The organism is Phycisphaerae bacterium, assembly GCA_035275405.1.
Classification (GTDB): domain Bacteria; phylum Planctomycetota; class Phycisphaerae; order UBA1845; family UTPLA1; genus DATEMU01.
Genome location: DATEMU010000012.1, coordinates 587,112 through 610,540, shown reverse-complemented (window position 1 = coordinate 610,540; position 23,429 = coordinate 587,112). Strand labels below are relative to the sequence as shown.

Sequence of the window (23,429 nt, the reverse complement as noted above, 5' to 3'; positions counted from 1 at the left end):
GCGTTTGGCAACGCAGGCGTACTTGTTCGTGAGGGCCGATTGACTCCTTGGGAACGTGCGGCAACCACGACAGCGATTAACGCCGCCGCCAAAAGTAGGGCAACGACCCACATTGCTTCCCATCCTGGACTTTGGACGCCCTCGACTGCTCCTTTCGCCCTTGACAGGGCGATTTGAGGGACGAGAGAAGCAATAATACCATTCTCGTTGGCTGTTACCAAGGACCTGCCGGGAGGACTTCCGCCGAAGACCTTCGCGGCTGCCGGGTCCGAACAAGGAAAGTCGAACTAAGTGAACTGCCACGGTTCGTATCGGAACGGGCGCTCAGAGAGATAGGTGACCGTCGGGGCTTGCGGGATCGAACGGCTTCCCATCGTCGCCAAGTGCAAACGTCAATGCCATCTCGATTGTCCGACCCATGAATTCGGTGACGACGATGCACTCGTCACACTGATAGATCGGGTACACCCTTTCATCGACCGCCGCCTCGCCGCTTTGATTGAGCTGTCGGCCACACTTGGGGCAGGGATGGGTAGGCATAGAAGGTGCGTAAATGGTCGGTCCCACTGATCACAAAAAAGCCCCACCGTTGCGGCGGGGCCGGGTTCCCAATCTCTCGGGCCGGAGAGTAGAGAAAGGAGGCTCTCTTAAGGGAACCCGATTCAATAGTACCCAACCCAGACTTAGAATTGCAAGATGGGGTCTCCTTCGCATACCCGCCGCGGAACCATGTTGGAGAGCGCGGAAAACCGTTGCTAGACATAACCCGCGCTCTCGCGGTTAACAGACCGGCCGCTATAATCTGCCGTTTTGGCAGCTTCCCAAAGTTCGAAACGGTTGCGTTCGGGGAGGTCTTCCTTTATTCAAAACGCCCGGATCCGCAACTGACCCTTCTTGGCCAGGTCCATCACCTCGCGAACGTCATCGAGCATCTTGGTCAGCCGGCGGGCCGAGAGCAGCAGCTCCTCGTAGAGCCGGTTGTCGTTGAGCAGCAGGCCGACCGTGCCGTTCTTGTCGTTCAGCGAGGCGACCGTCTGCTCCATGCGCTTGAGCACGGCGGACATGTCATCGGCGGTCGAGACCAGCTTGCGCATCAACTCGCCCACGTCCTTCGTGACCTGTTTACCCTCCTGCGTGATCTCGCGGACGTTTTCCATCGTGGCGATACCGGTCTCGGAGATTTTGCGGCTGTTGGCAATCAGGGCGGCGAAGTTCTCCTGGTTCTTGGGATCGCCGATCACTTCCTCAAAGGCCTTCAGGGTGGCATCGAACCGCTGGACCACGCTATCGAGGTTGGCGGCGGCGGTGCGGGCGTCGACGTCCTCCAGCTTGCGGGCCTCGAGCATGCGGCCGAGGTTTTCGGCGACGGGCTTGAAGCGGGCGGCCAGTTCGCCGATGTGGGTCGTCATGTCCTTGAGCGATTTCTGCATCTCCGGCGGGAGGAGCTGATCCAGAGGCTGCCGAATCCGGCCGGGAATCTGAGCGGTGTCGTCTTTGGGGAGTTTGTTCTTGTCCGACGGGTCGCGGACGACGAGGTCGACGGGCGCCTTGCCGAGGCCCATGAGGTTCGGTGTGACGACCATCTCCAGCGTCGCGGGCAGATCGAAGCCTTCCACCTTCACCACCACAATGACGCCTTTTTCCACAGCATTCTCATCGACGAAGATCACTTCCTTGGTTTCTCCGACACGCTTTCCATAAAGCGTCACGGTCTGGCCCTGCTGGATGGACTGGACGCCCTTGGGAAAGAGCACCTTCAGTTCGTAGGTGCCGAAGAGCATCCGACCGCCGCCGAAGGCGACGATGAGCCCGCCCATGACGACAAAACCGGCCAGGACGAAGGCCCCGACGACGATGTTCTTGTTTTTGCTCGGCATACTGTTCCTCGCGTAGATTCCAAAGGCGTTTAGACCGCTTCCAAGGCCGCCAAGTCCTTCATGTCGGCCTGCCCGTCTACAAAGCGGCGAACCACGGGATCTTTGCACTTTCGATACCATTCCGGCTCTTCGTCCGCGATGATCTTGCCGTGATGGAGCATCACGATGCGGTCGCCCACTTTAAAGGCGCTGGTCATGTCATGCGTCACGACGATGCCGGTCACATTCAATTCCTGCTTGAGCTTCAGGATCATCTCATTAATGACATCGGCCCGCACGGGGTCCAGGCCGGTCGTCGGCTCATCGTAGAGAATGACTTCCGGATCGAGCGCGACGGCCCGTGCCAGGGCCACGCGCTTCTTCTGGCCGCCCGAAATCTCTCCCGGCCGCCGGCGTTCGAGCCCCTCGAGCCCGACCATCTTCAGCTTCTGGGTGACCGTCTCCTTGAGATCGGCGGGCGGCTTGTCATTGTGCTGAAGGATGGGGAAGGCGACATTTTCCTCGACCGTCATCGAGTCGAACAGGGCCCCCATCTGGAAAAGTACTCCGAAGCGGCGGCGAACTTCGACCAGCTCGACTTCGGAACGGTTGTCCACGCGTTTTCCGTGGAAATAGACCTCACCGCTGTCCGGACGAAGCAGCATCACGATGTGCTTGAGCAGCACGCTCTTGCCGGTGCCCGATTCACCGATGATGACTGTCGTCTTGCCTTTTTCAAAGGCCAGGTCGAGCTTGTCCAGGACGGTCAACGAGCCAAAGCGTTTGCTTACGCCCCGCAACTCGATGATTGGCTCGTTGTTGGATTCGCCCATGACGAGGGTAGTTTAGCCTAGATGAAGCTGCGGAAGCCCCACAACCGAACGCTGATGGTTTGGAGCAGTTCGGCGAGGAAGTAGTCAAGGGCGAGGATGGCGATGAAGGACGCGACGAACGACTCCGTGCAAGCCCGGCCGACGCCCTCCGCACCCGGCCGGCAGAAAAAGCCCTTGTAACAACTGATCAGACCGAGGGCCGCGCCGAAAAAGAAAGCCTTGAGCACGCCCGACATCAGATCGAACGTATCGACCGACATCTCGGTGAATTCCCAATAGGGACCGCTGTCGACGCCGCGCTGGACGACGGAAATGAACCAGCCGCCGATCGAGCCGGTCAGGTCGGCGTAGAGCGTCAGAACCGGGGTCAGCAGGATACAGGCGAACACGCGCGGGACGACGAGGTAATTGACCGGGTCGACGCCCATGCTGCGGAGGGCGTCGATTTGCTCCGTCACTTTCATGGTGCCCAACTCGGCGGTCAGCGCCCCGCCGACGCGGCCGGCAAGCATAACGCCGGCGAGGACCGGCCCCAACTCGCGGACGACGGAAATATTGACCACCGCGCCCATGCGCTCTTCGAGGCCGACGGCGCGAAATTGTTCGATGGCCTGGACGGCGAGGACCATGCCCACGAAAGCCCCCGTGATGAGCACGACCGGAAGCGAACGGTAGCCGACTTCGTACAACTGCGGCATCAGCAAGCGCCAGAGTTGCGGCTTGCCCAAATCGCGGCTGGTCCACCAAAACGTCTCACCGGAGAAAATGCAAAAATCGCCGAAGCTGGCGACCACGCGGCGCGAAAAGTCGCTGAAGCGGGAAAGTTTACCGGCTGTGGTTGTGGCAGTGGCCAACTCGGATCTCCGGGCCGCGTTGCAGCGCGGCGCTCGCGGCTTTCTATCCTCTGCGGCGCGGCCTGTCAATTTTTGACCGCCGAACCGACGGCGATCTTGACGCCGACCGCAGGTCAAGCGACGATGATTCGCCCGACGCGATGGATACGTACTTATACCCATCGCCGTAATCGGAGTCGCGGCATGAAAGTCCTGATCGCGGACAAATTCGAATCGTGGGGCCTCGACGAGCTTCGCGCCGCCGGTTTTGAAGTCGTGTGCGATCCGGGCCTGAACGGCAGCGCCCTTCGCGACGCCCTGATCCAGACTCGGGCCGCCGTACTCATTGTCCGTAGCACCGAAGTCACGGCCGATATGTTCGAGGCCTCGCCCCATTTGGGGCTGGTGATTCGTGCCGGGGCCGGCTTCAACACCATCGACGTCGGGGCCGCCAGCCAGTGCGGAGTCTATGTCGCGAACTGTCCCGGCAAGAATGCGGTCGCCGTGGCGGAACTGACTTTTGCACTCATCCTCGCCCTCGACCGCCGCATCGTCGAAAACGTCATCGATCTGCGACAAGGTCGCTGGAATAAAAAGGAGTATTCCCAGGCCCGCGGGCTCAAGGGGCGGACACTGGGCGTCATCGGCCTCGGACAGATCGGCCGAGCCGTCGTGCAAAGGGCCCTGTCGTTTGAGATGAAGGTGATCGCGTGGAGCCGGTCGCTTACGGCGGAGCAGTCCGACGAGCTGTCCATCGTTCGCTGCGAGACGCCGGGCCAGGTGGCGGGCAATTGCGACATCCTCACGGTCCATGTGGCGATGACGCCGGACACCCGGAGCATCATCGACGCGGCCGTGCTGGAACGGCTCCAACCGGGCAGCTATTTCATCAATACGTCGCGGGCCGAGGTGGTGGATTATTCCGCGCTGGAGAAGGCCGTCCGCGAACGGGGGATTCGCGTGGGATTGGATGTCTATCCGGACGAGCCGGAGTCCGGCCAGGCGGCCTTCCACGCCTCGATCATGAACGCCGGCGTCGTCTACGGCACACATCACATCGGCGCGTCCACGGACCAGGCACAAAACGCGATCGCCGCAGAGACCATTCGGATCGTGCGGACATTTGCCGCGACCGGCCAAGTGCCCAACGGTCTCAATATCGAGACGCAGGCACCGGCTAGTTGCCAGCTCGTCGTGCGCCATTATGACAAAGTCGGGGTGCTCGCCGCGGTACTCGACCACCTCCGCCGGGCGAATATCAACGTGGGCGCCATGACAAACTCGCCGTTCCAGGGCGGCAAGACCGCCGTCGCCGCCATTCGTCTCAATCAGCCTATTCCCGCTCCGGTCCTTCAGGCGATCGCCGGGATGAAGGATCTGGTCATTCAGGCGGAGGTGAAGGAAATAGGTCCAGTTGGACCTAAAGGACCCAGTCTCCCATGAAAGTCCTCGTCGCCGACATGATCGCCGAAGAAGGGCTCGCGAGGTTGCGCGAAGTGCCGGGGTTTTCGGCCGAGGTCCGCACGGGACTGAGTGCCGATCAGCTTGCCCAGATCGTCGGCGAATACGACGGGATGATCATCCGATCGAGCGTACAGGTCGGCGCGCCGGTGCTGGCCCGGCCCGGGCGGCTCAAAGTCATTGCCCGCGCCGGCGTCGGTGTGGATAACGTCGATGTCGCGGCGGCGACAGCGGCCGGCGTCCTCGTCATCAATACGCCGGATGCCAATACCATCTCCACCGCCGAACACACTATTGCCATGCTGCTGTCCATCCTGCGCAGTCTTCCGCAGGCCCACGCGCACGTCGTCGAGGGCAAATGGGAGCGCAAAAAGTTTGTCGGACGACAGGCGGCCGGGAAGGTATTGGGCATCGTCGGACTGGGACGCGTCGGGCGGGCCGTCGCCGAGCGGGCCATCGGACTGAAAATGAACGTCATGGCGTATGACCCGCTGCTGAGCACGGACACCGCTCTTGAAGGCCGGGTGCAGGTCGTCCGCAGCCTGGATGATCTCCTGCCGCAGATCGACTGCCTCACGCTTCACGCGGCCATGACGCCGGAAAGCAGGGGCATGATCGGCGCCGAACAACTCACGCGGATGAAAAAGTCCGCCGTCGTGATCAATTGCGCCCGCGGCGGGCTGGTTGATGAGACGGCCCTGGCCGCGCTGCTCAATGCCGGTCGCCTCGCCGGCGCGGCGGTGGACGTGTTTTTCGCGGAGCCGCCCCGGGACAGTCCCCTGCTGACGTGCAAAAACATCGTCCTGACCCCGCATCTGGGCGCATCCACGGAGGAGGCACAGACGGCGGTGTCTACCGAAGCGGTCGAATCGCTGATCGACTTTCTGCAAAACGGCGTGATCCGCGGAGCGGTCAACGTCGCGGGGCTTCCGGCGCACCTTTCCGCGCGCGACCGCGCGTATCTGGACCTGACGAGCCGAATGGCGGCGATCCTGGCGCCGTTGTGTGGCGGCGGGATCGACCGCGTGGATGTGATGACCCACGGCGGCGATGCGCTCACGGCGCTGTGTCCGACGCTGGCCCTGCACGCCGTGGCCGAGCTCATGAGCCCGCACATCGAAGGGCGGTTGAACCTCGTCAATGCGCGCAGCTTTGCGCAGCAACGGGGGATCGAGGTCCATCACGCGGCCCATTCGAGCCGGCGCGAGTTCTTCGAGATCGTCACCCTTAAAATCGAGCACGGCGGCGAGGTGCATCACGTCGAGGGCGCGGTCTTCCTCGACGGCGTGCCGCGCATTTTGGCCATCGACGGCTACCGCATGGAAATGGTGCCGGAGGGACTGCTCGTGCTGATCTTCAACGACGATCGACCGGGCGTGATCGGGCTCGTGGGAACGCTGTTCGGCGATCACCAGATCAATATCGCGGATATGGCGCTCTCGCGGCGGGCCAGGACCGCGCTCATGCTCCTCAAGATAGATGGCGCCGTGCCGGAAGCCGTCCTGGAGGAACTAAAGAACGCGGCGCCCATCCTGTCCGTCAGGACGGTGCAACTCGCGGCGCTGCGAAAGGAAGAGGGATCGAGATAGTCCGTGAGTGTCGACGTGGTCATTCCTCGCGTCGGGTATCTTCCAACCGTCTTAACCGATACGACACATCCTCCAGCACCGCCCGGCTGCTGTTGATGAGGTCGGCGACGATGCCCGTGAGGATCATCTGAAACCCCGCAATGAGCAGGATCGCGCTCAGGATGAGCGACTGGATGTGCAGATCGTGCTGGTCCGTGAAGAAAAAGTAGTACAGAAAGCGCAGGCCGATGACCACGCCGACCGACATCACTACGAGCCCGGCGGCGGTGAAGATCTTCATCGCTTGATACGATGAATAGACCCGCACCATGATGCCGACGGAGCGGGTGATGAACACGCCGATGTTCGAGAACAGTCGGCTCTCGCGAAGCTTCTCGTTCGTGCGGATCGGAACGCTGACCGTGATCAGGTGCTTGCGGCCCGCCTGGATGGCGTGATCGACGGTGTGATCGAAGTCCGTCGAGCAGACCAGGCGCATCGCCGCCTCGCGGCTGTAGGCCCGAAAGCCGCTGGCGACATCCGGCACGGGAACATCCGCCAGAACGCTGACGACTTTGCTCCCCAGAATTTGTAGTTTCTTCTTGACGAATGAAAAGTGCGCTACCTTGTCCGGTTCGCGGTCGCCGATCACCAGATGCGCCCGCCCCTCCAGGATCGGCTGCACGAGCCTGGGAATGTCTCCTCCAAAATACTGATTGTCGCCGTCGGTATTGACGATGATGTCGGCCCCCAGCGACAGACAGCGGTCCATCCCCGCCGCAAAGGCATGGCCCAGGCCGCGATTGCCGGGGAATTTGATGATGTGATCGACGCCATTCGCGCGGGCGACCTCCAGCGTCCGGTCCGTGCAGCCGTCGTCGATGATCAGGATCTCGACCTTGTCGATGCCCGGAATCTGGCGGGGAATGTCGCGCAGCGTGGCGGGCAGCGTCTCCTCCTCGTTCAAGCAGGGAATCTGGACAATCAGCTTCATGGCGAGGCAGCATTGCCGCAGTCCGAGGCGATGTCAACGCTGGCGGGCCACCCCATTACTTCGGTCGCGCCGCGTTAGGCGGAGGGCACGCCGTCGATTAAACTATCGATCATTCTGAAACCCACGGCAGGCGGAGTAACCCCATGATCCGAAAATGCTTGATTGTCTTCGCTCTCCTCATCGTAACGGACAGGACTTCGGCCCAGGAAGTCAAGTACGAGAAATACCAGTTGTCCAACGGCATGACCGTCATCCTCCACGAGGACCACAGCCTGCCCGTCGCCTGCATCAACACTTGGTTCTACGTCGGCTCCAAGGACGAGGCCCCGGGGCGGAGCGGGTTCGCGCACCTCTTCGAGCATCTCATGTTCATGGGCACCCGCCGCGTGCCCGGAAACGCCTTCGACGTGCTCATGGAGACCGAGGGCGGCTTCAATAATGCGTCAACCTCTGAGGACCGGACAAACTACTTCTCGTTCGGGCCCTCGAGCCTCCTGCCGACGCTGCTCTGGTTGGACGCTGATCGCCTGGAAGATCTCGGCAAGGAGATGACCAAGGAGAAGCTGGACAAGCAGCGCGAGGTCGTCCGCAACGAGCGCCGGCAGACCAGCGAAATGCGCCCCTATGGCAGGGCGGATCTAAAGATCGGCGAACTCATGTACCCGCCCGAGCACCCCTATCACCATACCGTAATCGGGTCGCACGAAGATCTGGAAGCCGCAACCGTCCGCGACGTGACGGATTTTTTCGCGGCCTATTACGTGCCGAATAATGCCTCGCTGGTGGTGGCGGGCGACTTTGATCCGAAGATCATCATGCCGCTGATCGAGAAGCTCTTCGGCACTTTGCCGCGCGCGGCTCAACCGGCGCACAAGACCGCCGAACCCATCACGCTGTCCGAAGTCCGTCGCGTGACCTACACCGACTCGGTGCAGTTCCCGCGGACGACGATGGTCTATCACAGCCCCGCGCACTTCGCCCCCGGCGATGCGGAGATGGACCTCGCCGCTGCGGTCCTCAGTGACGGGATCTCCAGCCGCCTGTACCAGCGGTTGATTTACACGGACAAACTGGCCACGGCGGTCGAGGCGAATCAGCAATCCAGCCTGCTGGGCTCATTATTCACCATCGAGGTAACGGCCCGCCAGGAAGTCTCGTTGGACAAGGTCGAGGCCGCGACGGATGAGGTCATCGCCGAGTTCCTCGCCCAGGGGCCCACGGCGGAGGAGCTGGAGCGCCAAAAAGCGAAGATCGAATACGCGACGATCACCGGCCTGCAATCCCTTCTCAACAAGGCGGACAGCCTCAACGAATACAACTTCGCCTTCGGCGAGCCCGACGGCTTCAAACGTGATCTGGATCGTTATCGCCAGGCGACGACCGACGGCGTCCGCGACTGGGCGCGCAAGGTGCTGACACAGGATGCCCGGCTCATCATGCGGGTCCTGCCCGAAAAGACTGCCGTCGAGTTGACCACGGCCCGCGACAAGCGACCGGAAACCGCCGCCGCGGCCGCCTTCACGCCGCAGGCGCCCCAATCCTTCACGCTATCCAACGGAATACCCGTGCGGCATTGGAAAAAGTCGGAGTTGCCGCTGGTCAGCGTGCTCCTGCAGATCGACGGCGGCGCGATGGAGGATTCGCCCGCCCAGTCAGGTCGCGCCTTCTTGACGGCCAGCATGTTGGACGAGGGCGCGGGCCCGCTGGGCGCCATCGAATTCGCCGACGCGCTCGACAAGCTCGGCGCGGACTTCAGCGCCTCGGCGGGCCAGGAAACGACCAGCGTGCGGCTCTCGGTCCTCAAGCGGAACCTCGACCAGGGTCTCGCCCTCTTCAGCGACGCCGTTTTGCGGCCGCGCTTCGAGGAGAAGGAGTGGGACCGAGAGAAACGACTGCACCTCGAGGGGCTCAAACGCGCGGAGGATCGACCGCAACAAGTCGCGGGGCGCGTCGGTCTGCGCGCTTTCTACGGCGACGATCACCCTTACGGCCGGCCCGCCGAGGGCACGGTCGACACCGTCGAGAATCTGTCCGTCGAAGCCCTCAAGGCCTGTCATGCCGAGCTGCTGATCCCGTCCCGGGCGACGTTGTTCATCGCCGGCGACTTGACCGCCGATGAAGCCAAGGCGTCCCTGGAAAAGGTACTGGCTGATTGGAAAAACGACTCGTCGGCGCGAAGTGCCGCCCGCCCCCCCCGCCAGGCCTTGCCGCCTCCGGCAAACTCGGCGCTACGCGTCGTCGTCGTCGACAAGCCCGACGCGGTGCAGACGGTCATCCGCTTTTTCATGCCGGGTCCGACCTACGCCTCACCCGACCGCATCAAGCTGGAGCTGTTCAACACCATCCTCGGCGGCAGCTTCACCAGCCGCCTGAATCAGAACCTCCGCGAGGATCACGGCTATACCTACGGTGCTCGCTGCGGATACACCATGACGCCGCGAACGGGCTATTTCTCCGCCGGCTGCGACGTGCAGGCCGAACACACCGGCGCGGCGCTGGCCGAATTCCTCAAGGAGTTCAAGAAGATTCGGGGCGGAGACGTCTCCGACGAAGAGGCCGGCAAGGCCCGTGAGACCAATCGAATGGAATTGATCCAGTCGTTCGAAGGGCTCAACGGAATCCTTTCGCAAGCGGCGCTCCTGGAGCAGAACGGCCTGCCGTTCTCGACGCTCGGCGACGATCTGGCGGCGATCTCCAATCAGTCGGCGGGCGGACTCAACAAACTGGCCTCTGCCGCCGTCCCCTTGGAGCAGGCGCTCCTGGTCCTCGTCGGAAAAAAATCGCTCATCGAAGAGCAAATCAAGAAGCTGCCCTTCCCGACGCCGACGGAACTCACGGCCCGCGGTGAACCGGTCACGGCGCCAACGCAAGGTACGAATTAGCGGATTCGGCGGAGACGATTAGCGTCGGCGACGTCGCAGGATCGGCAAGATCGCAACTGACACAAGCATCGGTAGAGGTGTCCCGGCCGCACAGGTTCCGCACGACGCCCCGGTTCCCGGCCCCGGTTCCGGCTCTCCTCCCTGATCGTCCGGGTTGAACACCGTCGGATTGGAATCGCAAACGTCTCCGAACGCATCGCCGTCGGTGTCGGCCTGATCGAAATTCGCCACGGACGGGCAATTGTCGCAGGCGCTGCCGCGGCCGTCGTTGTCGGGATCGGGCTGGTCTGAGTTCGCGGCGTTGGGGCAGTTGTCGCACTCATCGCCGACACCGTCGCTGTCGGGATCATCCTGATCGACCCCCGCCAAGGCAGGGCAGACGTCGCAGGCATCGCCAATCCCGTCGCCGTCACCGTCGGCCTGATTGGTATTGGCCGTATCAATACAATTGTCTTCGCCGTCCTGCACGCCGTCATCGTCGCCATCGGCCAGCGTCAGGCGGATAGACCATGCCTGTAACGCACCCGTGTCGTTGCTGCCGCCGTCGGTGATACCCAATGTCCAAGTACCGCTCGGATTTTTTCCGTCAAGGGTCGAGAGTGGAATTGTTTCGGGCTGAAACGTACCTACGCAGGCCATCGCGCCCGCGCACGGGCTTAAAAAGATGTTCGTCGCGGCTTCGTCGTCCAGCGTGACGTCGATGTCGTTGGCGTTGTTCTGGGAAGTCCCCGGATTCGAGAAGAGTTCCTGAGCCGGCGTTCCGGGCGCCCATAGATACGCCGTCACATCGCCGCGCCAATTGTGACTTAACTTGATGGATACGTTGACGTCCAGAATTGTTGCATCCGCGCCAAGATTTGGGACCGTGATCACCGACGGCGCCATGGCGCCGAATGTGACAATGGGGGCTCCCGCCGGGATCACATTGGTGCACCCTGTTCCATATGCGGCACAGGTGAATTCTTCAATCACGTCGGCGACGGCTCGGTCCGCAGAAAAGTACAACGCTACCCCCAACAAGAAAGTCGGCCAAAGTTTTCGCATGGGAATCCCTGTTTGATTCAACGCCGCTCTCCGCCGCTTCCAGCGAAAACAGCCGGCGATCAGGTCATCATACCAAACACAATCTCCCAAAGGCTAGGGCCGCTGCCCCGTTTGCGGCGCACCGTCCATGGCCAACGCCGCAATCCTTTCCATGATGTGCTCGGCCGCCTCGCGGTGCGCCTCCCGATCCTTTTCCCGATCATGCCAGCGCGACAGATCCACCGGCGGACCATAGCGAACCCGCGCGTGATGACGCCGGAGAAACGGCATGAGGACGCTGATCCAATCGAGGAGCCGCGTACGCCGGAGGTAAAACGGCTGGTGGACCCCGGAAATGTAGGCGGGGACGACCGTTGCACCACTGCGCAGCGCGAGCATGCCGACGCCTTCGCGAATCTTGATGGTCTCATCGGGGCGTCGAATCCGGCCCTCGGGGAAAATGCCCAGGCACCGGCCTTGTTCCAGATGTCGCAAAGCCGCCTTGACCGACGCGATGTCGCTGCCGGTGCGATTCACGGGCACGCATTCCACCATTTCCACCAGCCGGCTGAAGAAGGGAATCCGGGCAAATTCCCGCGCGATCATGAAGCTGACGTAACGATTGGGGCTTGTCGCCGTGAGCAGAAACGGGTCGAGGGTCGACACGTGATTGGCGGCGACAATGACCGGCCCTTCGGCCGGGACGGTGCAAATGCCCTCGCGCCGCACGCGCGGCCAGAATCGGCAATAGAACTCGTTGAGGTTCTTCCAGAACGTGATCGCCCGGCCAAACCGGCCCCTTTTCAATCGCACGAGAGTCGTCCAGAGGCCGGTCAAGAAAAGCGCCAGCGACGTGAGGCCGGCGATCCAGGCGATGTGGCGATCGATTTCCGGCCAGTTGGGGATGCTGAGAAACCCCGTCGCGAGGAGCAGACCGCTCATGGTGCACAGATCGTGGACGCCGAAGATGCGGCCGCGGATATAGTCCGGCACAATTCGCTGTAGGAGGGCGTTTACGCTGACTTGAATGCCCGCGCCGAAAACACCCAGCAGGATGATCGCCGCGGCGCACACGACCTGCGGCCATTTGAACTGCACGCTCGCCGCAATGATCAGGCCGCTGAGACCGGCCAGCTTCAGCGACCAACTGATGGCCAGGCCGCTCTTGAGGGAGTCGCCGAGGAGAGTGAGAACGATCGAGCCGAGCAGGAGGCCGCCGCCGAGCATGCCCTGGTAGTAGCCAATGTCCTGATACGTACCGCCGAACACGTCTTTGACGAGCGCGGGAATGACGCTGCGCACGATGGAGGCCCCTGCCCACAGGATGGCCGAGATGAGGATGATCTCGCCGACGCGCCGGTGGCGGGCGACATAGCGGAATCCTTCGGCGATCGCATGGGCGCCGTGCGTTACCCGCTCACTATGTTCGATGACCGGCGGTCGGATGAAAAGAATGCACAGCGCGCTGACGACGAAAGTGAGGGCGTCCACGCGGAAGTTCCAGATCTCGCCGACATTCTCCACCAGCCAGCCGCCGGCCACCGCCGAGGCAATGCTGGCGATCATCCCCAGCCCCGCCGTGGCGGCGTTGGCGCGGACGATTTGATTCGGTCGAATCAGCGTCGGCAGGAGCGCGAGACGGGCCGGAGAGAACATCGCCGCGAACAATCCCATCATCAGCATGGGGATCATGGCCACCGCGATGGAGATGGGCGCGCCGGGAGGATCGTCGGGCGCTGCCCAGCGGTGAATGCCGGTGAGGAGGAAGACCATCTCGAAAATAATCACGGCGCGGATCACATCCGCGAAGACCATGATCCACTTTCGGGGCAGGCGATCAGCAAGGGCTCCAAAGACGGGGCCCAGGAGAAAGAAGGGGAACATGAAGACAAAGAGCATCGCCGCCTGGCGGCGCGTGACATCCGTCACTTCGAGGGCGTTCTGCATCTTGAGGAGGGCAATCTCGGAGAGATGGTCGCCGAAAGCGGAGACTCCGTAGGCGATCCAGAGCAAAACGAAGTTGCGATTGGCCAGAAGCCGCTCGGCGAGGGATGGAGATGGGAAAGATGGACCGCGCGGCATGGCGGGCAGTCTAGCGGGATTTGCGATAAGCGAAAGGCAATGAGCCCGTCAGTGTGCGTGCTCGTGTTGCTGGCAGTGCGAACAGACGTATCGCTCGTCGCGCTTCTGCCCCGCGCGGCGACCCGTTCGCGTCGAATCGGGATACCCGTAGCGACAGCAACTGCACTCCACGACCTTGTCGGACTTGAGCTGCCGGCTCGCCCAGCGCGCCAGCTCCGCCGGAAGCACGCCGCGGCCGCGACAGACCGGACAGGTCTCGTAAAAGCTCCGCAGGATCACGTCGCGGATGAACGACGATTTGTCCGGCACCTTGTTAAGCACGTCGGCCAGATGCCGATCGACGCGAAATGAAACGATGACGCCTTTGTCTTTCATGGTAATAGCGAATGTCGAATAGCGAGTAGCGAAAGCGGCGGGCCGGTACTCACGGCGCCGCGAAAATGGGAAGAGGAAGGCTCCGATTCTCACGGGTCATGGTGTCTAATTGATACACTTCCCGCGAATCTGGTGGGATGGCCGTCGGCCGCTTCGTCTCAATCTCGTGCGGTCGGGCCTTGACCATTTTCAATCGCGGACCCGGCACGGCGGTGCAATGCTCGACCGGTCCCCGCAAAAGCCGCCACGACCAGCGCGCGGAATCCAGGGCCGTCTTGGCCAGCGCCGCCATGCCGATGAACTGCATCCCGATATCCGCCCCCGCGAGCCGCCGCTTGGGCATGAACATCGCGCCCAGCAGGCTCAGCGGGTTATAGAAGCTGGCATATCCGGCAATCAGGTTCCATTGCTTGAGCCACGGCCGTTTTTCGCTGCTGGCGACCACGTGATTCCCGTCGAATTGCGCTTCGTCCACGCGCTGACCGGCGACCGACTTGAAAACAATCCCGTCCTGATAGGGTTTATCGAAGAAATTCGTGCCGACGGCAGGCGTCAGGACCGTGATCTGCACGCTGATGGCCCCGTGTTTGCGCAGGTAACGGACCTGGTTCATCAATCCATACAGCCGGCCCTTGGTATACAGCGGCTGACCGTCGTGGTGCATCATCATCGGCATCGGGCACAGGCCCCAGTCGTTCATCGCCTTGAAGACTTCCGCCGTCTTCGTGCCGGCCTGGCCTTTCTTGACCATTGTGCCGGTCAGGTCCTCGACGCCGAACCAAAGCGCCCGCAGACCGGCGCGGCGCATCTGCTCGAACAAGTCGATGCACTTGAACGCGTCATGGATCGTCGCTTCGGTCGCCCAGCGCACTTTCTTATTAAAGCGCATCCCGTCGATCCGCCGGGAGGCGAGATGATTGACGATGTCCTCGACCGTCTCGCGGCGATTGAGGAAGTTGTCGTCGGTCCCGAAGAAGTTGCGCAGGCCCAGCTTCTGGTTGAGCAGCGTCATTTCGTCGCCGAGGCGCTCCGGGCTCTTGAAGCGAAAGGTGTTCTGGTTGTACGCGGGGATCGGACAATAGCTGCACCGAAACTTGCAGCCCATGGTCATGATCAAGGAGTTGATCCGCGCGCGCTTTTGAATGTCGTTATGGGGAAACGGCCGCGGCGCCAGCGTCTCGCGCTTGTGCGGCGGCTCCATTTTGTAAAACGACGACAGCGGCATCGGCAACTCGTCGAGGTATTGCACGAGACGCTGGATGCCCGTATCGACGAGGTGGGCCTCCTTGCCGCCCGGCGCGTCGACCCGATAGACCAACCCTGGAATGTCCTCCAAGACCCCTTCGTCGCGCGCCCTGAGAAACGCCTGGCGAATCGTCCGACCGGGACCGACTTCGTCGATCAAGCGGTCCAGCAGTTCAAGAAGGATGTAGGACTCGCCGGTGACGCAGCAATCGGCGTTGATCTCGCCGCGCTCGCCGAGGCCGAAATAATCCCAGGGCTCGTAAATCGACTTCGGACCGCCGCAGAGGATCAGCGGCCGCTTGGATTCCTCAATTCGGCACGCATCGGCGACCATTTTATAGGCTTCCAATGCGTGAATCTGCATGCTGCTGATGAGGACGATGTCGGGGATTCGGCCGTCGATCCGGGCGAGCGAGGGTCGAATGTTGGGGGACCAAAGTTGAAAGACCACGCGCGACTTGGTCAGTCCCGCTGCGTCGAGCGTGTCCGCGACCGCGCGAACTCCCGCGGGAATGATCCGCGTGTCCGCGAAGAGAAACGGCAGAAGCCGCGTCCGCCGGTCAAAGGCGTACATAACGAGGGCGGTCAGTTCGCGCATTCTGGGGTGCTCCGCCAGACGGCGGCACAGCTCGCCGAACGCGCCAGGACGGGTGTATTCGTCCCCCAACGGCCTTTTAGGCAATTCCATGATCGGGAACCATAGCTGGAATCACGCTTTTTGGCAAATAATTTCGGCCGATGCCGATTAGATGACCGTACTGTCTTGACATCGAGCGCCCTCGCGCGACACTGTGAGCCAACGGCGACACATGGATCCGGCTGACCTAAATCGAAATCGACCGACGCTGGCATCGTCCGAGGACGCCATCTCCGAAACCCAGGCCCTGCGGCGCAAGGTCGTCTTCTGGCGGCGCGTCGCGTGGCTCGCCCTGGGCGGCGCCGCCCTCTTCCTCATGGTGGTCTGGACGCGCGGTCAGGCCCGCCAGCGCGAATGCTTCGACGCCCTGACCCGCTTCGCGGAGGTCGCTCTAGCCAGCCAACTCAGCGCCCAGCATCCCGAAATCCTCGAGCAGCAGTGGCAATCGTTTGAACAGATTTCTAGCGGCATCGCGCCGGATCACTATGATCTCATCGTCAAAAACTGGGCCTCGCGTCAAACTCCCGGAGAAGACCTGCCCCTGGCCGTCTGCCGGGATTCGCACCTCCTCCTTTTCTCCAGCGGACGACACGTCCTCAGGCGAACCGAGTCGGGATTCAGGGTGGATTGGCTCGACGAAAAAGAAGCAACCCCGATTGCCGCCGAGGCCCGAAAAGACAATCAGTTGCGCTAACGTGGATTCGCCCCCAATGGCTCTGGGGACCCCTTCTCAGTCAATCCACCCGCCCCCCAGGACCTCGTCGCCACGATAGATCACCATCGCCTGTCCCGGTGTGATCGCCCATTGCGGCTCGTCGAAGCGTACCTCGACCCGGTCTTCCGGCAACGGCTCGACCGCCCCTGGCGCCGCCTCATGGTTGTAGCGTATCCGCACCTCTGCGCGGAACGCTGCCGCCGGCCGCTCGATCAGCCACGACATTTGTGATGCCGATGCCCTCTCCGCGAGCACCGACGCCTGCGGACCGACCGTCACCGTCGCCGTTGCGGCGTCCAGGTCGGTCACGTAGATGGGGTGACCGACGGCGACACGCAGACCGCGACGCTGGCCGACGGTGAAGTTCCCCAGGCCGTCGTGCCGCCCGAGCACGCGGCCATCGACGTGCCGAATCTCGCCGGGGACAAAAGCGTCGTCGCGGTATCGCCGCACGACGCGGGCATAGTCCCGATCGGGCGCAAAGCAAATATCCTGCGACTCCGGCTTGTCATGCACGGGCAAATCCCAGCGCCGCGCGATTGCGCGAACCTCGTCCTTGGTCAACTCGCCGAGGGGGAATAGTGTCCGCCGCAGCGTCTCCGGCGCGACGCCGAAGAGCACATACGATTGATCCTTGGCCAGGTCCCGCGCGCGGCGCAGCCGCGGCCGCCCATTGTCCTGATCGACTCGCGCGTAATGACCGGTCGCAATCCACTCGGCCTTGACGGTCTGGGCATAGTCTATGAGCCGCCCAAACTTGAGCCACTGATTGCACCGCACGCACGGGTTGGGCGTGCGTGCGGCGGCGTATTCATCCGCAAAGTATTGCTTGAGCCGCCCGAACTCCTCCTCAAAGTTCAGGGCGTAGAACGGAAACCCCAGCTTCCCGGCGACAAACCGCGCATCCCCCGCATCCGCCGCCGAACAGCACCCGCGATGGCGATCGCTCTGGATCGGCAGAGGAATTGTGGAGCAGCCGCCCTCTGCTGCTTCCCCTCGCACCTCCCCGTCCGCCTCGTCCACGGCTCCCAGGCGCATAAAGACCCCGATCACGTCGTAGCCCTGTTCACAAAGCAAACAGGCTGCAACGCTGCTATCCACGCCCCCGCTCATGGCGACCAGAACTCTTGGCTTGGCGGACATCGAGCGGAGTCTAGGCGGGACTGGAGACTGCGGCAATCCGCAGTCGACCTAACATCGAACGGATCGCCATCACCCCCGCGTGAGGCTTGCGACCGCCAGATCGGCGATCGCCGGATCAAACTGCGTCCCTCGGCAGCGGGTCAGTTCCGCGACGATTTCCTCTTCCGTGCAGCCGCTCTTGTAACTTCGCGGCGTGAGCATCGCGTCAATGCTGTCGGCGACTTGCAGAATCCTCGCCCCCAGCGGAATGCGCTCACCGGCCAGACCGTCAGGATAGCCGCGACCGTCGTACCATTCGTGATGATGGCGCACAAGCGAACGAACCTGGTCGAATTCGGCAAACGGTCGAAGAATCGATTCGCCAATTGCGGGGTGCCGCTGGATCGTTGCATATTCCGCCCGCGTGAGCGGCCCCGGCTTGGCCAGGATCGCGTCGGGCATGCCGATCTTGCCAATGTCGTGCAGCAGCGCGGCCGTCCCCAAGACCGACATCTCTCCTTCCGAAAGGCCCCTCCGCAAACCCAACTCGCGGGCCCGCGCGGCAACACGGCAGGCATGTTGCCGGCTGCCGGAGTCCTTGGCCTCGGCGGCAGCCAGTAACGACGCGACCATCTCGGCAAGTCGCGTCGACCCCACCGGGTGCCGGCCATCGTCTTGAGGGCCAAATCGCTCGACCGGGAGGTCTGACGATACGGGACCGTCGCGAAAGGTTCCGCTACGAAGCGCCTTCCAATGCGTGGCCGGCCGACGCGAGAACATGCGGTCATTGAGCCAGGACGAAGTATGTTCGAAAAGCGCTTCCCGCTGCATGGCGTCTCCCCATCCTTGGCGGCCCGGGTTGGCCGGCCGCCGACACGTCCGAGTACCTTGCACTGGGCAATCCCCTCGAAACGCCGGATTTCATCGGAGACCGCTCACAGACGCTTGAGATGCCGTTCCTCAATACTGATACCGAGGAGGCGCGGCGGGCGACGGTCCGCAAGTCGACGAGAAGTTCGGTCGCCGAGGCGACTCGTGGCGGGAAGCAAGGGGGAGGTGCTGCGAGGAGCGTCCGATTTGCAAAACCTCGTCACGTCCGAAACAATGCCGCCGCACACGTCACGGAGGACCCCCGCCCCTCATGCCTACGCGCCGCATCGTCATCGGACTCAACAGCGGAACCAGTGCCGACGGCGTCGATGCCGCGGCCTGCGAAATCACGGGCCGTGGTCTCGCGATGCGCGTTCGATTGCTCGGCTTCGTACATCGCCCCTACTCTGACGTGTTGCAAAGCCGCCTCCTCGCCATCATGGCCCCGGCGGCCACTCGGACGGAAGAGCTTTGTTGTCTGGACGTAGAGGTCGGCCACGCCTTCGCCGACGCCGCCGCAGCCGTCGTTCGCAAACTCGGCCTCCGCCGAACCGACCTCATCGGCTCACACGGTCAAACCATCTGCCATCTTCCCCCTTCGTCCCCTCTCCCTCTTAGGGAGAGGGCCGGGGTGAGGGTTGGAAAACCACGTGCATTCGGTACCTGCCAAATCGGCGACGCCTCCATTATCGCCGCCCGCGCCATCTGCCCCGTCATCCACCACTTCCGCCAGTCCGACATGGCCGTCGGCGGTCAGGGCGCGCCGCTCGTTCCCTGGACGGACTACGTCCTGTTCGGCCATTCCCGAAAAAACCGCATCATCCAAAACATCGGCGGCATCGCGAACCTCACCTGGCTTCCTGCCGGCGGAAGCGTCAACAACGTCCGCGCGTTTGACACCGGACCCGGCGGAATGGTCATCGACGGCCTCGTCCGGCGTTTCACGCGCGGTCGTGAATCGTTCGATCGTGGCGGGAGGCGCGCGCGGCGCGGCCGTCCGCATCCTGCCATCATTCGCCACTTACTAGAGCACCCGTTCCTTTACCGCATGTTTCCAAAAAGCTGCGGCCGCGAGCAGTTTGGCGACGCGTGGCTCGCGGACTTGTTGAAGCGTTTCGGTCGCCTGCGGCGATCACCCGACGACTGGATTGCCACGGCGACCTTCTTCACCGCGTTCAGCATCCACATGGCCTACCTGACGCTGTCGATCGCCACCGACCGCCCCTATCCCCCGGCGGACGAGATTATTCTCTGCGGCGGAGGTGACAGGAACCGCACGCTCCTCGATGACCTGCGCCGCTGCGTGACGCTCAATGGGCGATTCGCGGTTCGATTCAGCGTGATGGAGGAACACGGCATCCCATCACAAGCCAAGGAAAGCGTCTCGTTTGCCATGCTCGCCGCGGCGTGCGCCGATCGTGTGCCCGCCAATTTGCCCTCGGTGACCGGCGCCAGGCAGCGTGTCGTGCTCGGCCAGATTTGCGATCCGAGGGCCCGGCGATGAAACCAAATGCATCACTAAAACGCCGCAAACGCCGGCTGATCCGCAGCCGCGGTCACCTGCTTACCGAACAACACAACCGCCGATCCGCCGCGCTCGACGCCATGCCGCTGGACCGCGCGTTCGATGTCATGAACGGCGAGGATGAAACGATCCCCACGGCCGTCGCCCGGGCCAAACCCGCCATCCTCCGCGCGATCCGGGCGGTCTCATCGGCATGGAAAAAAGGGGGGCGTCTCGTTTACATCGGCGCGGGCACGAGCGGCCGGCTCGGCGTGCTGGATGCGGCAGAATGCCCGCCGACATTTCGATCCGATCCAAAAATGGTCCGCGGCATTATCTCAGGGGGAAAGAAGGCGCTGTGGCGAAGCGTCGAAGGCGCGGAGGACGATGCCCGCGCCGCCGCGAAAGCCGTAAGGGAAATCGCCGTGAACAAATACGACGTGGTTATGGGTATAGCGACTGGCGGGACGACGCCGTACGTCCACTCCGCGCTAGCCGAGGCGAAGCGCCGACGCGCGACGACTATCTTCTTCGCCTGCGTGCCGCGTTCGCAGGTCCGCATCGCCTGCGACATCGACATCCGCGTGCTCACAGGCCCCGAGATCCTCTCCGGCTCGACGCGCCTCAAGGCGGGGACGGCCACCAAGCTTGTGCTCAACACGATCACGACGCTGGGCATGGTCGGGATCGGCAAGACCTACGGCAACCTCATGGTCGATCTCAACAGCTACGCCTGCCGTAAGCTGACCGAACGGGCAACGCGAGTCGTCGCCGCCGCCACGGGGCACTCCCGCCCGACGGCGCTCCGCTTGCTGCATAACGCCCGCGGCAGCGCCAAATGCGCGATCGTCATGCACCATCTCGGCCTGCCGCGCGCGAAGGCCGAGGCCCTTTTGAAACACTGCCACGGCCGGGTCCGCGACGCGCTCCACGATCGCTTGCGTCAAAAAAATAGCCGCCGACAATAGGGCCGTGTCCGAGCGCCCCCCTACCTCCTGCGACATCGCCATACGGGTCCGCTACGCCGAAAGCGATCCGATGAGCTACCTGCACCATTCCAAGTACTTCGAGTATTTCGAGATGGGCCGGACCGAGCTGCTCCGCCTTGCCGGATTCCGCTACCGCGACCTCGAAGAGCGTGGCGTCCTTTTCGCCGTCGCCAAAGTGGAGTGCCGCTTTCGCGCCCCGGCCCGCTACGACGACGAACTGGTGCTCACGACCAAAATCGATCGCATGACCCGCGCCCGCATCGACCATTCATACATCCTCTGCCGCGGGGAGACGTTGCTCTGCGAAGCGAAGACCACGCTCGCCTGCATCGACCGCGCAGGAAAACTGATCCCCATCCCCGACGAGATCTTCGCCGCCGCCCAGGAGTAGGAGTCCGCTGACCCCACAGGACGCGCGATGGTGCCATGGCTCTTCGTCATCCTCGGACTCGTCGCGCTCACCTCCGCGCTGTATGGCCTGATCTTTGCGCTCCGGGCGCGGCGCTCCTGCATCTGGGAGCTTCTCGAAGTGGGGCTCCTGTCCGTCGCGTGGTTCATGCACCATACGACGATCGAGGGTTGGGTCGCGCTGGTCGCGGCATTCGGCGTCGAAGGGCTGCGGCGCTTCCGGACGCAGCGAACGAGTGCAACCCCGCCGGTCCCGGCGACCGAGCCGGTGATCGAAACGAGCCCGCCCGATATCGAATCGCCGCCGGGACCGCCGCCGATCGCCTCGCCCCATCCGCGACCTGTTTCGTCACCCATAGGGCGAAACGCCGCGGAGAGCGAACCGGCCGCCCCGATCTCGTCCGCTCACGCGATGCCCCTGCCCGCGCCCGTACCGCCTCCGCCTCCAGCGCCCGCCATTCCGCCGCTGATCTCCATCGCGCTGCTGCGTTCAAATTGGCATCCCTCGCCGGAGGTCTTCCTCGCCTCACTCCGCCGTGGCGGCGAACGCGGGGCCAAGCTGACTTCCTCGGCCCCGATCCGGCTCAATGTCAACGACCTGACGCTCGAACTGGAATGCGCTCCCAAACCTCTCCCCCGCACGCAGATCAACGACGCCGCCGCCCAAAGCTGGGACTGGCCCGATGCCGCCAGGACCGTCGCCCCGCACGCCGCTCACGTCGTCTTCACGACCCGCGCCGACACCGGCGCTACCCGCGACGCGAACATCCGCCTCCACTGCCGCGCCCAACACGCCCTCGCCGAGTTTGCTCCGGTCATCGCCATCCTCTGGCCCGCCGCCGGTCGGCTGATCCCCGCCGCCGTGCTGGCCAAGCTCATCGCCACCCCCGGCGACTTCGACCTCGCCAAGGCCACCTGCCTCAACTTCCGCACCTTCCCCCTCGAAGGCCCTGAGGCCGGTCGCTACCTTTGTGACACCGTAGGCTTCTCGGCCTTCGGCATAGCCGACCTCGAGGTCGAATGCGAAGGCCAACCCACGCCAGGCCTGACCGATGCGATTTACCGCCGCGCGCAAGAGACGTTTGAGTCCGAAGGCGAGATTAACACCGACGGGTCAACATTTGAACACGGCGGCATCACATGGAGAATGGAGCGCGGCGAATCCCGCTTCACTCCGGACCGCAACGTGGCGAGGTGGGGGACACGCCATCCATAGTTCAAATGCATACCGGTCGCGCTAGAGGGACATCCTAAGGCGCTTTCCAGTTGTTCTTACCATCTTTGCCGAGAATGCGAATCCAACTCGAGGGCTCTTTCTCAACCGAATCCCACCCCGATCCAAGTACGACACGCGGAACGTTCTCGTCATCCTGCACTACTAATCCGGCGGTACACAATGAAGAATATAGGCTGATTTCGGCGCGTTCATTATCGCCGAGACTCAAAATCGCATCTCCTCTCGGCGTAGTCATGAGGCTAACCTCTTGATTTCGGTTCCCGCGAAGGCTCAGACTTGTCATCCCATCCGCATCTTTGCGAAGTGAAATTCCCTGCTCCTTTTCACCATCCAAGGAGAACGAAATGCGGCCTCCGTCGCCGACGAAAAGATTAGCGCTGTTTTTTTCATCGTGATCACGCAGTTGTAATCGCGAGCCGGACTTAGAGAGCCTCAAATTGAACAGTGATTCGCCCTCGAGGGTGAATGACAATTCGTCGATTTCTAGGCGGACATTGTTGTTTCCTTTGGAATCCATGAAGGTTAAGCTTGGTCCACCGGTTTTGGTGCTTAAGGCCGCTCGGATTTTGCCGTTTTCGTCCAACAAAACAAATGCCCGAGCGGCGACGAGTTCGCGAACCTTTGGGGCCTTTTCCTTCGGCGGGTCGTCGTCGCTACTGGCCAGGGCAGGCGACGACGTGGTCTTCTCGAGACACAACCACGCCAGACACCCGAGGATAAGTAATAAGATCCCGCGAGTGTAGGCGTCCGTTTTTATGGATATCTGCATGCCCGTCTCCTTTTGACATTGACTGT

At 62.7% G+C, this 23,429-nt stretch carries 20 protein-coding genes; 8 read left to right on the top strand and 12 right to left on the bottom strand.

Features of this window, described 5'->3' with window-relative positions:
- Positions 1 to 324 precede the first annotated feature (324 nt).
- The 4 genes from VJZ71_15450 to VJZ71_15435 form a co-directional block, all read right to left on the bottom strand.
- Complete coding sequence (locus tag VJZ71_15450; protein HKQ49466.1) at positions 325 to 540, bottom strand: hypothetical protein; 216 nt, start codon at positions 538 to 540, stop codon at positions 325 to 327.
- Positions 541 to 863: 323 nt separating this feature from the next.
- The gene (locus VJZ71_15445; GenBank protein ID HKQ49465.1) at positions 864 to 1,877 is read right to left on the bottom strand and encodes a hypothetical protein; all 1,014 of its coding nucleotides are present in this window, start codon (positions 1,875 to 1,877) and stop codon (positions 864 to 866) included.
- Between the two features lie 29 nt (positions 1,878 to 1,906).
- A complete protein-coding gene (locus VJZ71_15440) occupies positions 1,907 to 2,689 on the bottom strand; it encodes an ABC transporter ATP-binding protein (protein HKQ49464.1) in 783 nt (260 codons plus the stop codon).
- 17 nt (positions 2,690 to 2,706) lie between these two features.
- Positions 2,707 to 3,543, bottom strand: coding sequence for an ABC transporter permease (locus VJZ71_15435; GenBank protein HKQ49463.1), 837 nt, complete (start codon positions 3,541 to 3,543; stop codon positions 2,707 to 2,709).
- A gap of 183 nt (positions 3,544 to 3,726) precedes the next feature.
- Between VJZ71_15435 and VJZ71_15430 the strand changes: the two genes are divergently transcribed.
- On the top strand, positions 3,727 to 4,965 hold the full coding sequence (locus VJZ71_15430; GenBank protein ID HKQ49462.1) for an NAD(P)-dependent oxidoreductase: 1,239 nt from the start codon (positions 3,727 to 3,729) through the stop codon (positions 4,963 to 4,965).
- Positions 4,962 to 6,572 (top strand): phosphoglycerate dehydrogenase, encoded by a 1,611-nt coding sequence (gene serA / locus VJZ71_15425; protein ID HKQ49461.1) that lies wholly within the window; start codon positions 4,962 to 4,964, stop codon positions 6,570 to 6,572. The genes VJZ71_15430 and serA overlap by 4 nt, the downstream gene beginning before the upstream one ends.
- Before the next feature lie 19 nt (positions 6,573 to 6,591).
- Here serA and VJZ71_15420 read toward each other — a convergent pair whose 3' ends face one another.
- Entirely contained in the window at positions 6,592 to 7,545 is a 954-nt protein-coding gene (locus VJZ71_15420) for a glycosyltransferase family 2 protein (protein HKQ49460.1), read from the bottom strand.
- A 143-nt stretch (positions 7,546 to 7,688) separates the two neighbouring features.
- On the opposite strand from VJZ71_15420, the gene VJZ71_15415 reads away from it, so the two are divergent.
- Complete coding sequence (locus tag VJZ71_15415) at positions 7,689 to 10,427, top strand: pitrilysin family protein (GenBank protein HKQ49459.1); 2,739 nt, start codon at positions 7,689 to 7,691, stop codon at positions 10,425 to 10,427.
- A gap of 18 nt (positions 10,428 to 10,445) precedes the next feature.
- On the opposite strand, the gene VJZ71_15410 is transcribed toward VJZ71_15415, so the two are convergent.
- From VJZ71_15410 to VJZ71_15395, 4 genes are all read right to left on the bottom strand, one after another.
- Positions 10,446 to 11,471: a proprotein convertase P-domain-containing protein gene (locus VJZ71_15410; protein HKQ49458.1), complete on the bottom strand. Its 1,026-nt coding sequence runs from the start codon at positions 11,469 to 11,471 to the stop codon at positions 10,446 to 10,448.
- 93 nt (positions 11,472 to 11,564) lie between these two features.
- Positions 11,565 to 13,532, bottom strand: a complete 1,968-nt coding sequence (locus VJZ71_15405; GenBank protein ID HKQ49457.1) for an MFS transporter — start codon at positions 13,530 to 13,532, stop codon at positions 11,565 to 11,567.
- A gap of 48 nt (positions 13,533 to 13,580) precedes the next feature.
- The gene (locus VJZ71_15400; protein ID HKQ49456.1) at positions 13,581 to 13,907 is read right to left on the bottom strand and encodes a hypothetical protein; all 327 of its coding nucleotides are present in this window, start codon (positions 13,905 to 13,907) and stop codon (positions 13,581 to 13,583) included.
- Positions 13,908 to 13,956: 49 nt separating this feature from the next.
- Positions 13,957 to 15,750, bottom strand: a complete 1,794-nt coding sequence (locus VJZ71_15395; GenBank protein HKQ49455.1) for a radical SAM protein — start codon at positions 15,748 to 15,750, stop codon at positions 13,957 to 13,959.
- 211 nt (positions 15,751 to 15,961) lie between these two features.
- On the opposite strand from VJZ71_15395, the gene VJZ71_15390 reads away from it, so the two are divergent.
- On the top strand, positions 15,962 to 16,483 hold the full coding sequence (locus VJZ71_15390; GenBank protein ID HKQ49454.1) for a hypothetical protein: 522 nt from the start codon (positions 15,962 to 15,964) through the stop codon (positions 16,481 to 16,483).
- A gap of 36 nt (positions 16,484 to 16,519) precedes the next feature.
- Here the strand turns inward: VJZ71_15390 and mnmA are convergent, their stop codons facing one another.
- Positions 16,520 to 17,647, bottom strand: coding sequence for a tRNA 2-thiouridine(34) synthase MnmA (gene mnmA / locus VJZ71_15385; protein HKQ49453.1), 1,128 nt, complete (start codon positions 17,645 to 17,647; stop codon positions 16,520 to 16,522).
- Positions 17,648 to 17,716: 69 nt separating this feature from the next.
- Entirely contained in the window at positions 17,717 to 18,457 is a 741-nt protein-coding gene (locus VJZ71_15380; protein ID HKQ49452.1) for an HD-GYP domain-containing protein, read from the bottom strand.
- Between the two features lie 310 nt (positions 18,458 to 18,767).
- On the opposite strand from VJZ71_15380, the gene VJZ71_15375 reads away from it, so the two are divergent.
- From VJZ71_15375 to VJZ71_15360, 4 genes are read left to right on the top strand one after another with little or no spacing between them, the layout of a single operon-like run.
- The gene (locus tag VJZ71_15375; GenBank protein ID HKQ49451.1) at positions 18,768 to 20,000 is read left to right on the top strand and encodes an anhydro-N-acetylmuramic acid kinase; all 1,233 of its coding nucleotides are present in this window, start codon (positions 18,768 to 18,770) and stop codon (positions 19,998 to 20,000) included.
- Positions 19,997 to 20,968, top strand: a complete 972-nt coding sequence (gene murQ, locus VJZ71_15370) for an N-acetylmuramic acid 6-phosphate etherase (protein HKQ49450.1) — start codon at positions 19,997 to 19,999, stop codon at positions 20,966 to 20,968. The genes VJZ71_15375 and murQ overlap by 4 nt, the downstream gene beginning before the upstream one ends.
- 4 nt (positions 20,969 to 20,972) lie before the next feature.
- Positions 20,973 to 21,380, top strand: a complete 408-nt coding sequence (locus VJZ71_15365) for a thioesterase family protein (protein HKQ49449.1) — start codon at positions 20,973 to 20,975, stop codon at positions 21,378 to 21,380.
- Between the two features lie 27 nt (positions 21,381 to 21,407).
- Positions 21,408 to 22,613 carry a hypothetical protein gene (locus tag VJZ71_15360; GenBank protein ID HKQ49448.1) on the top strand — a complete coding sequence of 402 codons (1,206 nt, stop codon included), beginning with the start codon at positions 21,408 to 21,410 and terminating at the stop codon, positions 22,611 to 22,613.
- A gap of 34 nt (positions 22,614 to 22,647) precedes the next feature.
- On the opposite strand, the gene VJZ71_15355 is transcribed toward VJZ71_15360, so the two are convergent.
- On the bottom strand, positions 22,648 to 23,403 hold the full coding sequence (locus tag VJZ71_15355; protein HKQ49447.1) for a hypothetical protein: 756 nt from the start codon (positions 23,401 to 23,403) through the stop codon (positions 22,648 to 22,650).
- Between the last annotated feature and the right edge of the window lie 26 nt (positions 23,404 to 23,429).

Bases quoted from the DNA above. Each gene is read 5' to 3' on its own strand.
- mnmA (HKQ49453.1), bottom strand. From the start codon at position 17,647: ATGTCCGCCAAGCCAAGAGTTCTGGTCGCCATGAGCGGGGGCGTGGAT.
- VJZ71_15415 (HKQ49459.1), top strand. From the start codon at position 7,689: ATGATCCGAAAATGCTTGATTGTCTTCGCTCTCCTCATCGTAACGGAC.
- VJZ71_15410 (HKQ49458.1), bottom strand. From the start codon at position 11,471: ATGCGAAAACTTTGGCCGACTTTCTTGTTGGGGGTAGCGTTGTACTTT.
- VJZ71_15380 (HKQ49452.1), bottom strand. From the start codon at position 18,457: ATGCAGCGGGAAGCGCTTTTCGAACATACTTCGTCCTGGCTCAATGAC.
- murQ (HKQ49450.1), top strand. From the start codon at position 19,997: ATGAAACCAAATGCATCACTAAAACGCCGCAAACGCCGGCTGATCCGC.
- VJZ71_15390 (HKQ49454.1), top strand. From the start codon at position 15,962: ATGGATCCGGCTGACCTAAATCGAAATCGACCGACGCTGGCATCGTCC.
- VJZ71_15355 (HKQ49447.1), bottom strand. From the start codon at position 23,403: ATGCAGATATCCATAAAAACGGACGCCTACACTCGCGGGATCTTATTA.
- VJZ71_15400 (HKQ49456.1), bottom strand. From the start codon at position 13,907: ATGAAAGACAAAGGCGTCATCGTTTCATTTCGCGTCGATCGGCATCTG.
- VJZ71_15440 (HKQ49464.1), bottom strand. From the start codon at position 2,689: ATGGGCGAATCCAACAACGAGCCAATCATCGAGTTGCGGGGCGTAAGC.
- VJZ71_15445 (HKQ49465.1), bottom strand. From the start codon at position 1,877: ATGCCGAGCAAAAACAAGAACATCGTCGTCGGGGCCTTCGTCCTGGCC.
- VJZ71_15420 (HKQ49460.1), bottom strand. From the start codon at position 7,545: ATGAAGCTGATTGTCCAGATTCCCTGCTTGAACGAGGAGGAGACGCTG.
- VJZ71_15375 (HKQ49451.1), top strand. From the start codon at position 18,768: ATGCCTACGCGCCGCATCGTCATCGGACTCAACAGCGGAACCAGTGCC.
- VJZ71_15395 (HKQ49455.1), bottom strand. From the start codon at position 15,750: ATGCGCGAACTGACCGCCCTCGTTATGTACGCCTTTGACCGGCGGACG.
- VJZ71_15405 (HKQ49457.1), bottom strand. From the start codon at position 13,532: ATGCCGCGCGGTCCATCTTTCCCATCTCCATCCCTCGCCGAGCGGCTT.
- VJZ71_15430 (HKQ49462.1), top strand. From the start codon at position 3,727: ATGAAAGTCCTGATCGCGGACAAATTCGAATCGTGGGGCCTCGACGAG.
- serA (HKQ49461.1), top strand. From the start codon at position 4,962: ATGAAAGTCCTCGTCGCCGACATGATCGCCGAAGAAGGGCTCGCGAGG.
- VJZ71_15360 (HKQ49448.1), top strand. From the start codon at position 21,408: ATGGTGCCATGGCTCTTCGTCATCCTCGGACTCGTCGCGCTCACCTCC.
- VJZ71_15450 (HKQ49466.1), bottom strand. From the start codon at position 540: ATGCCTACCCATCCCTGCCCCAAGTGTGGCCGACAGCTCAATCAAAGC.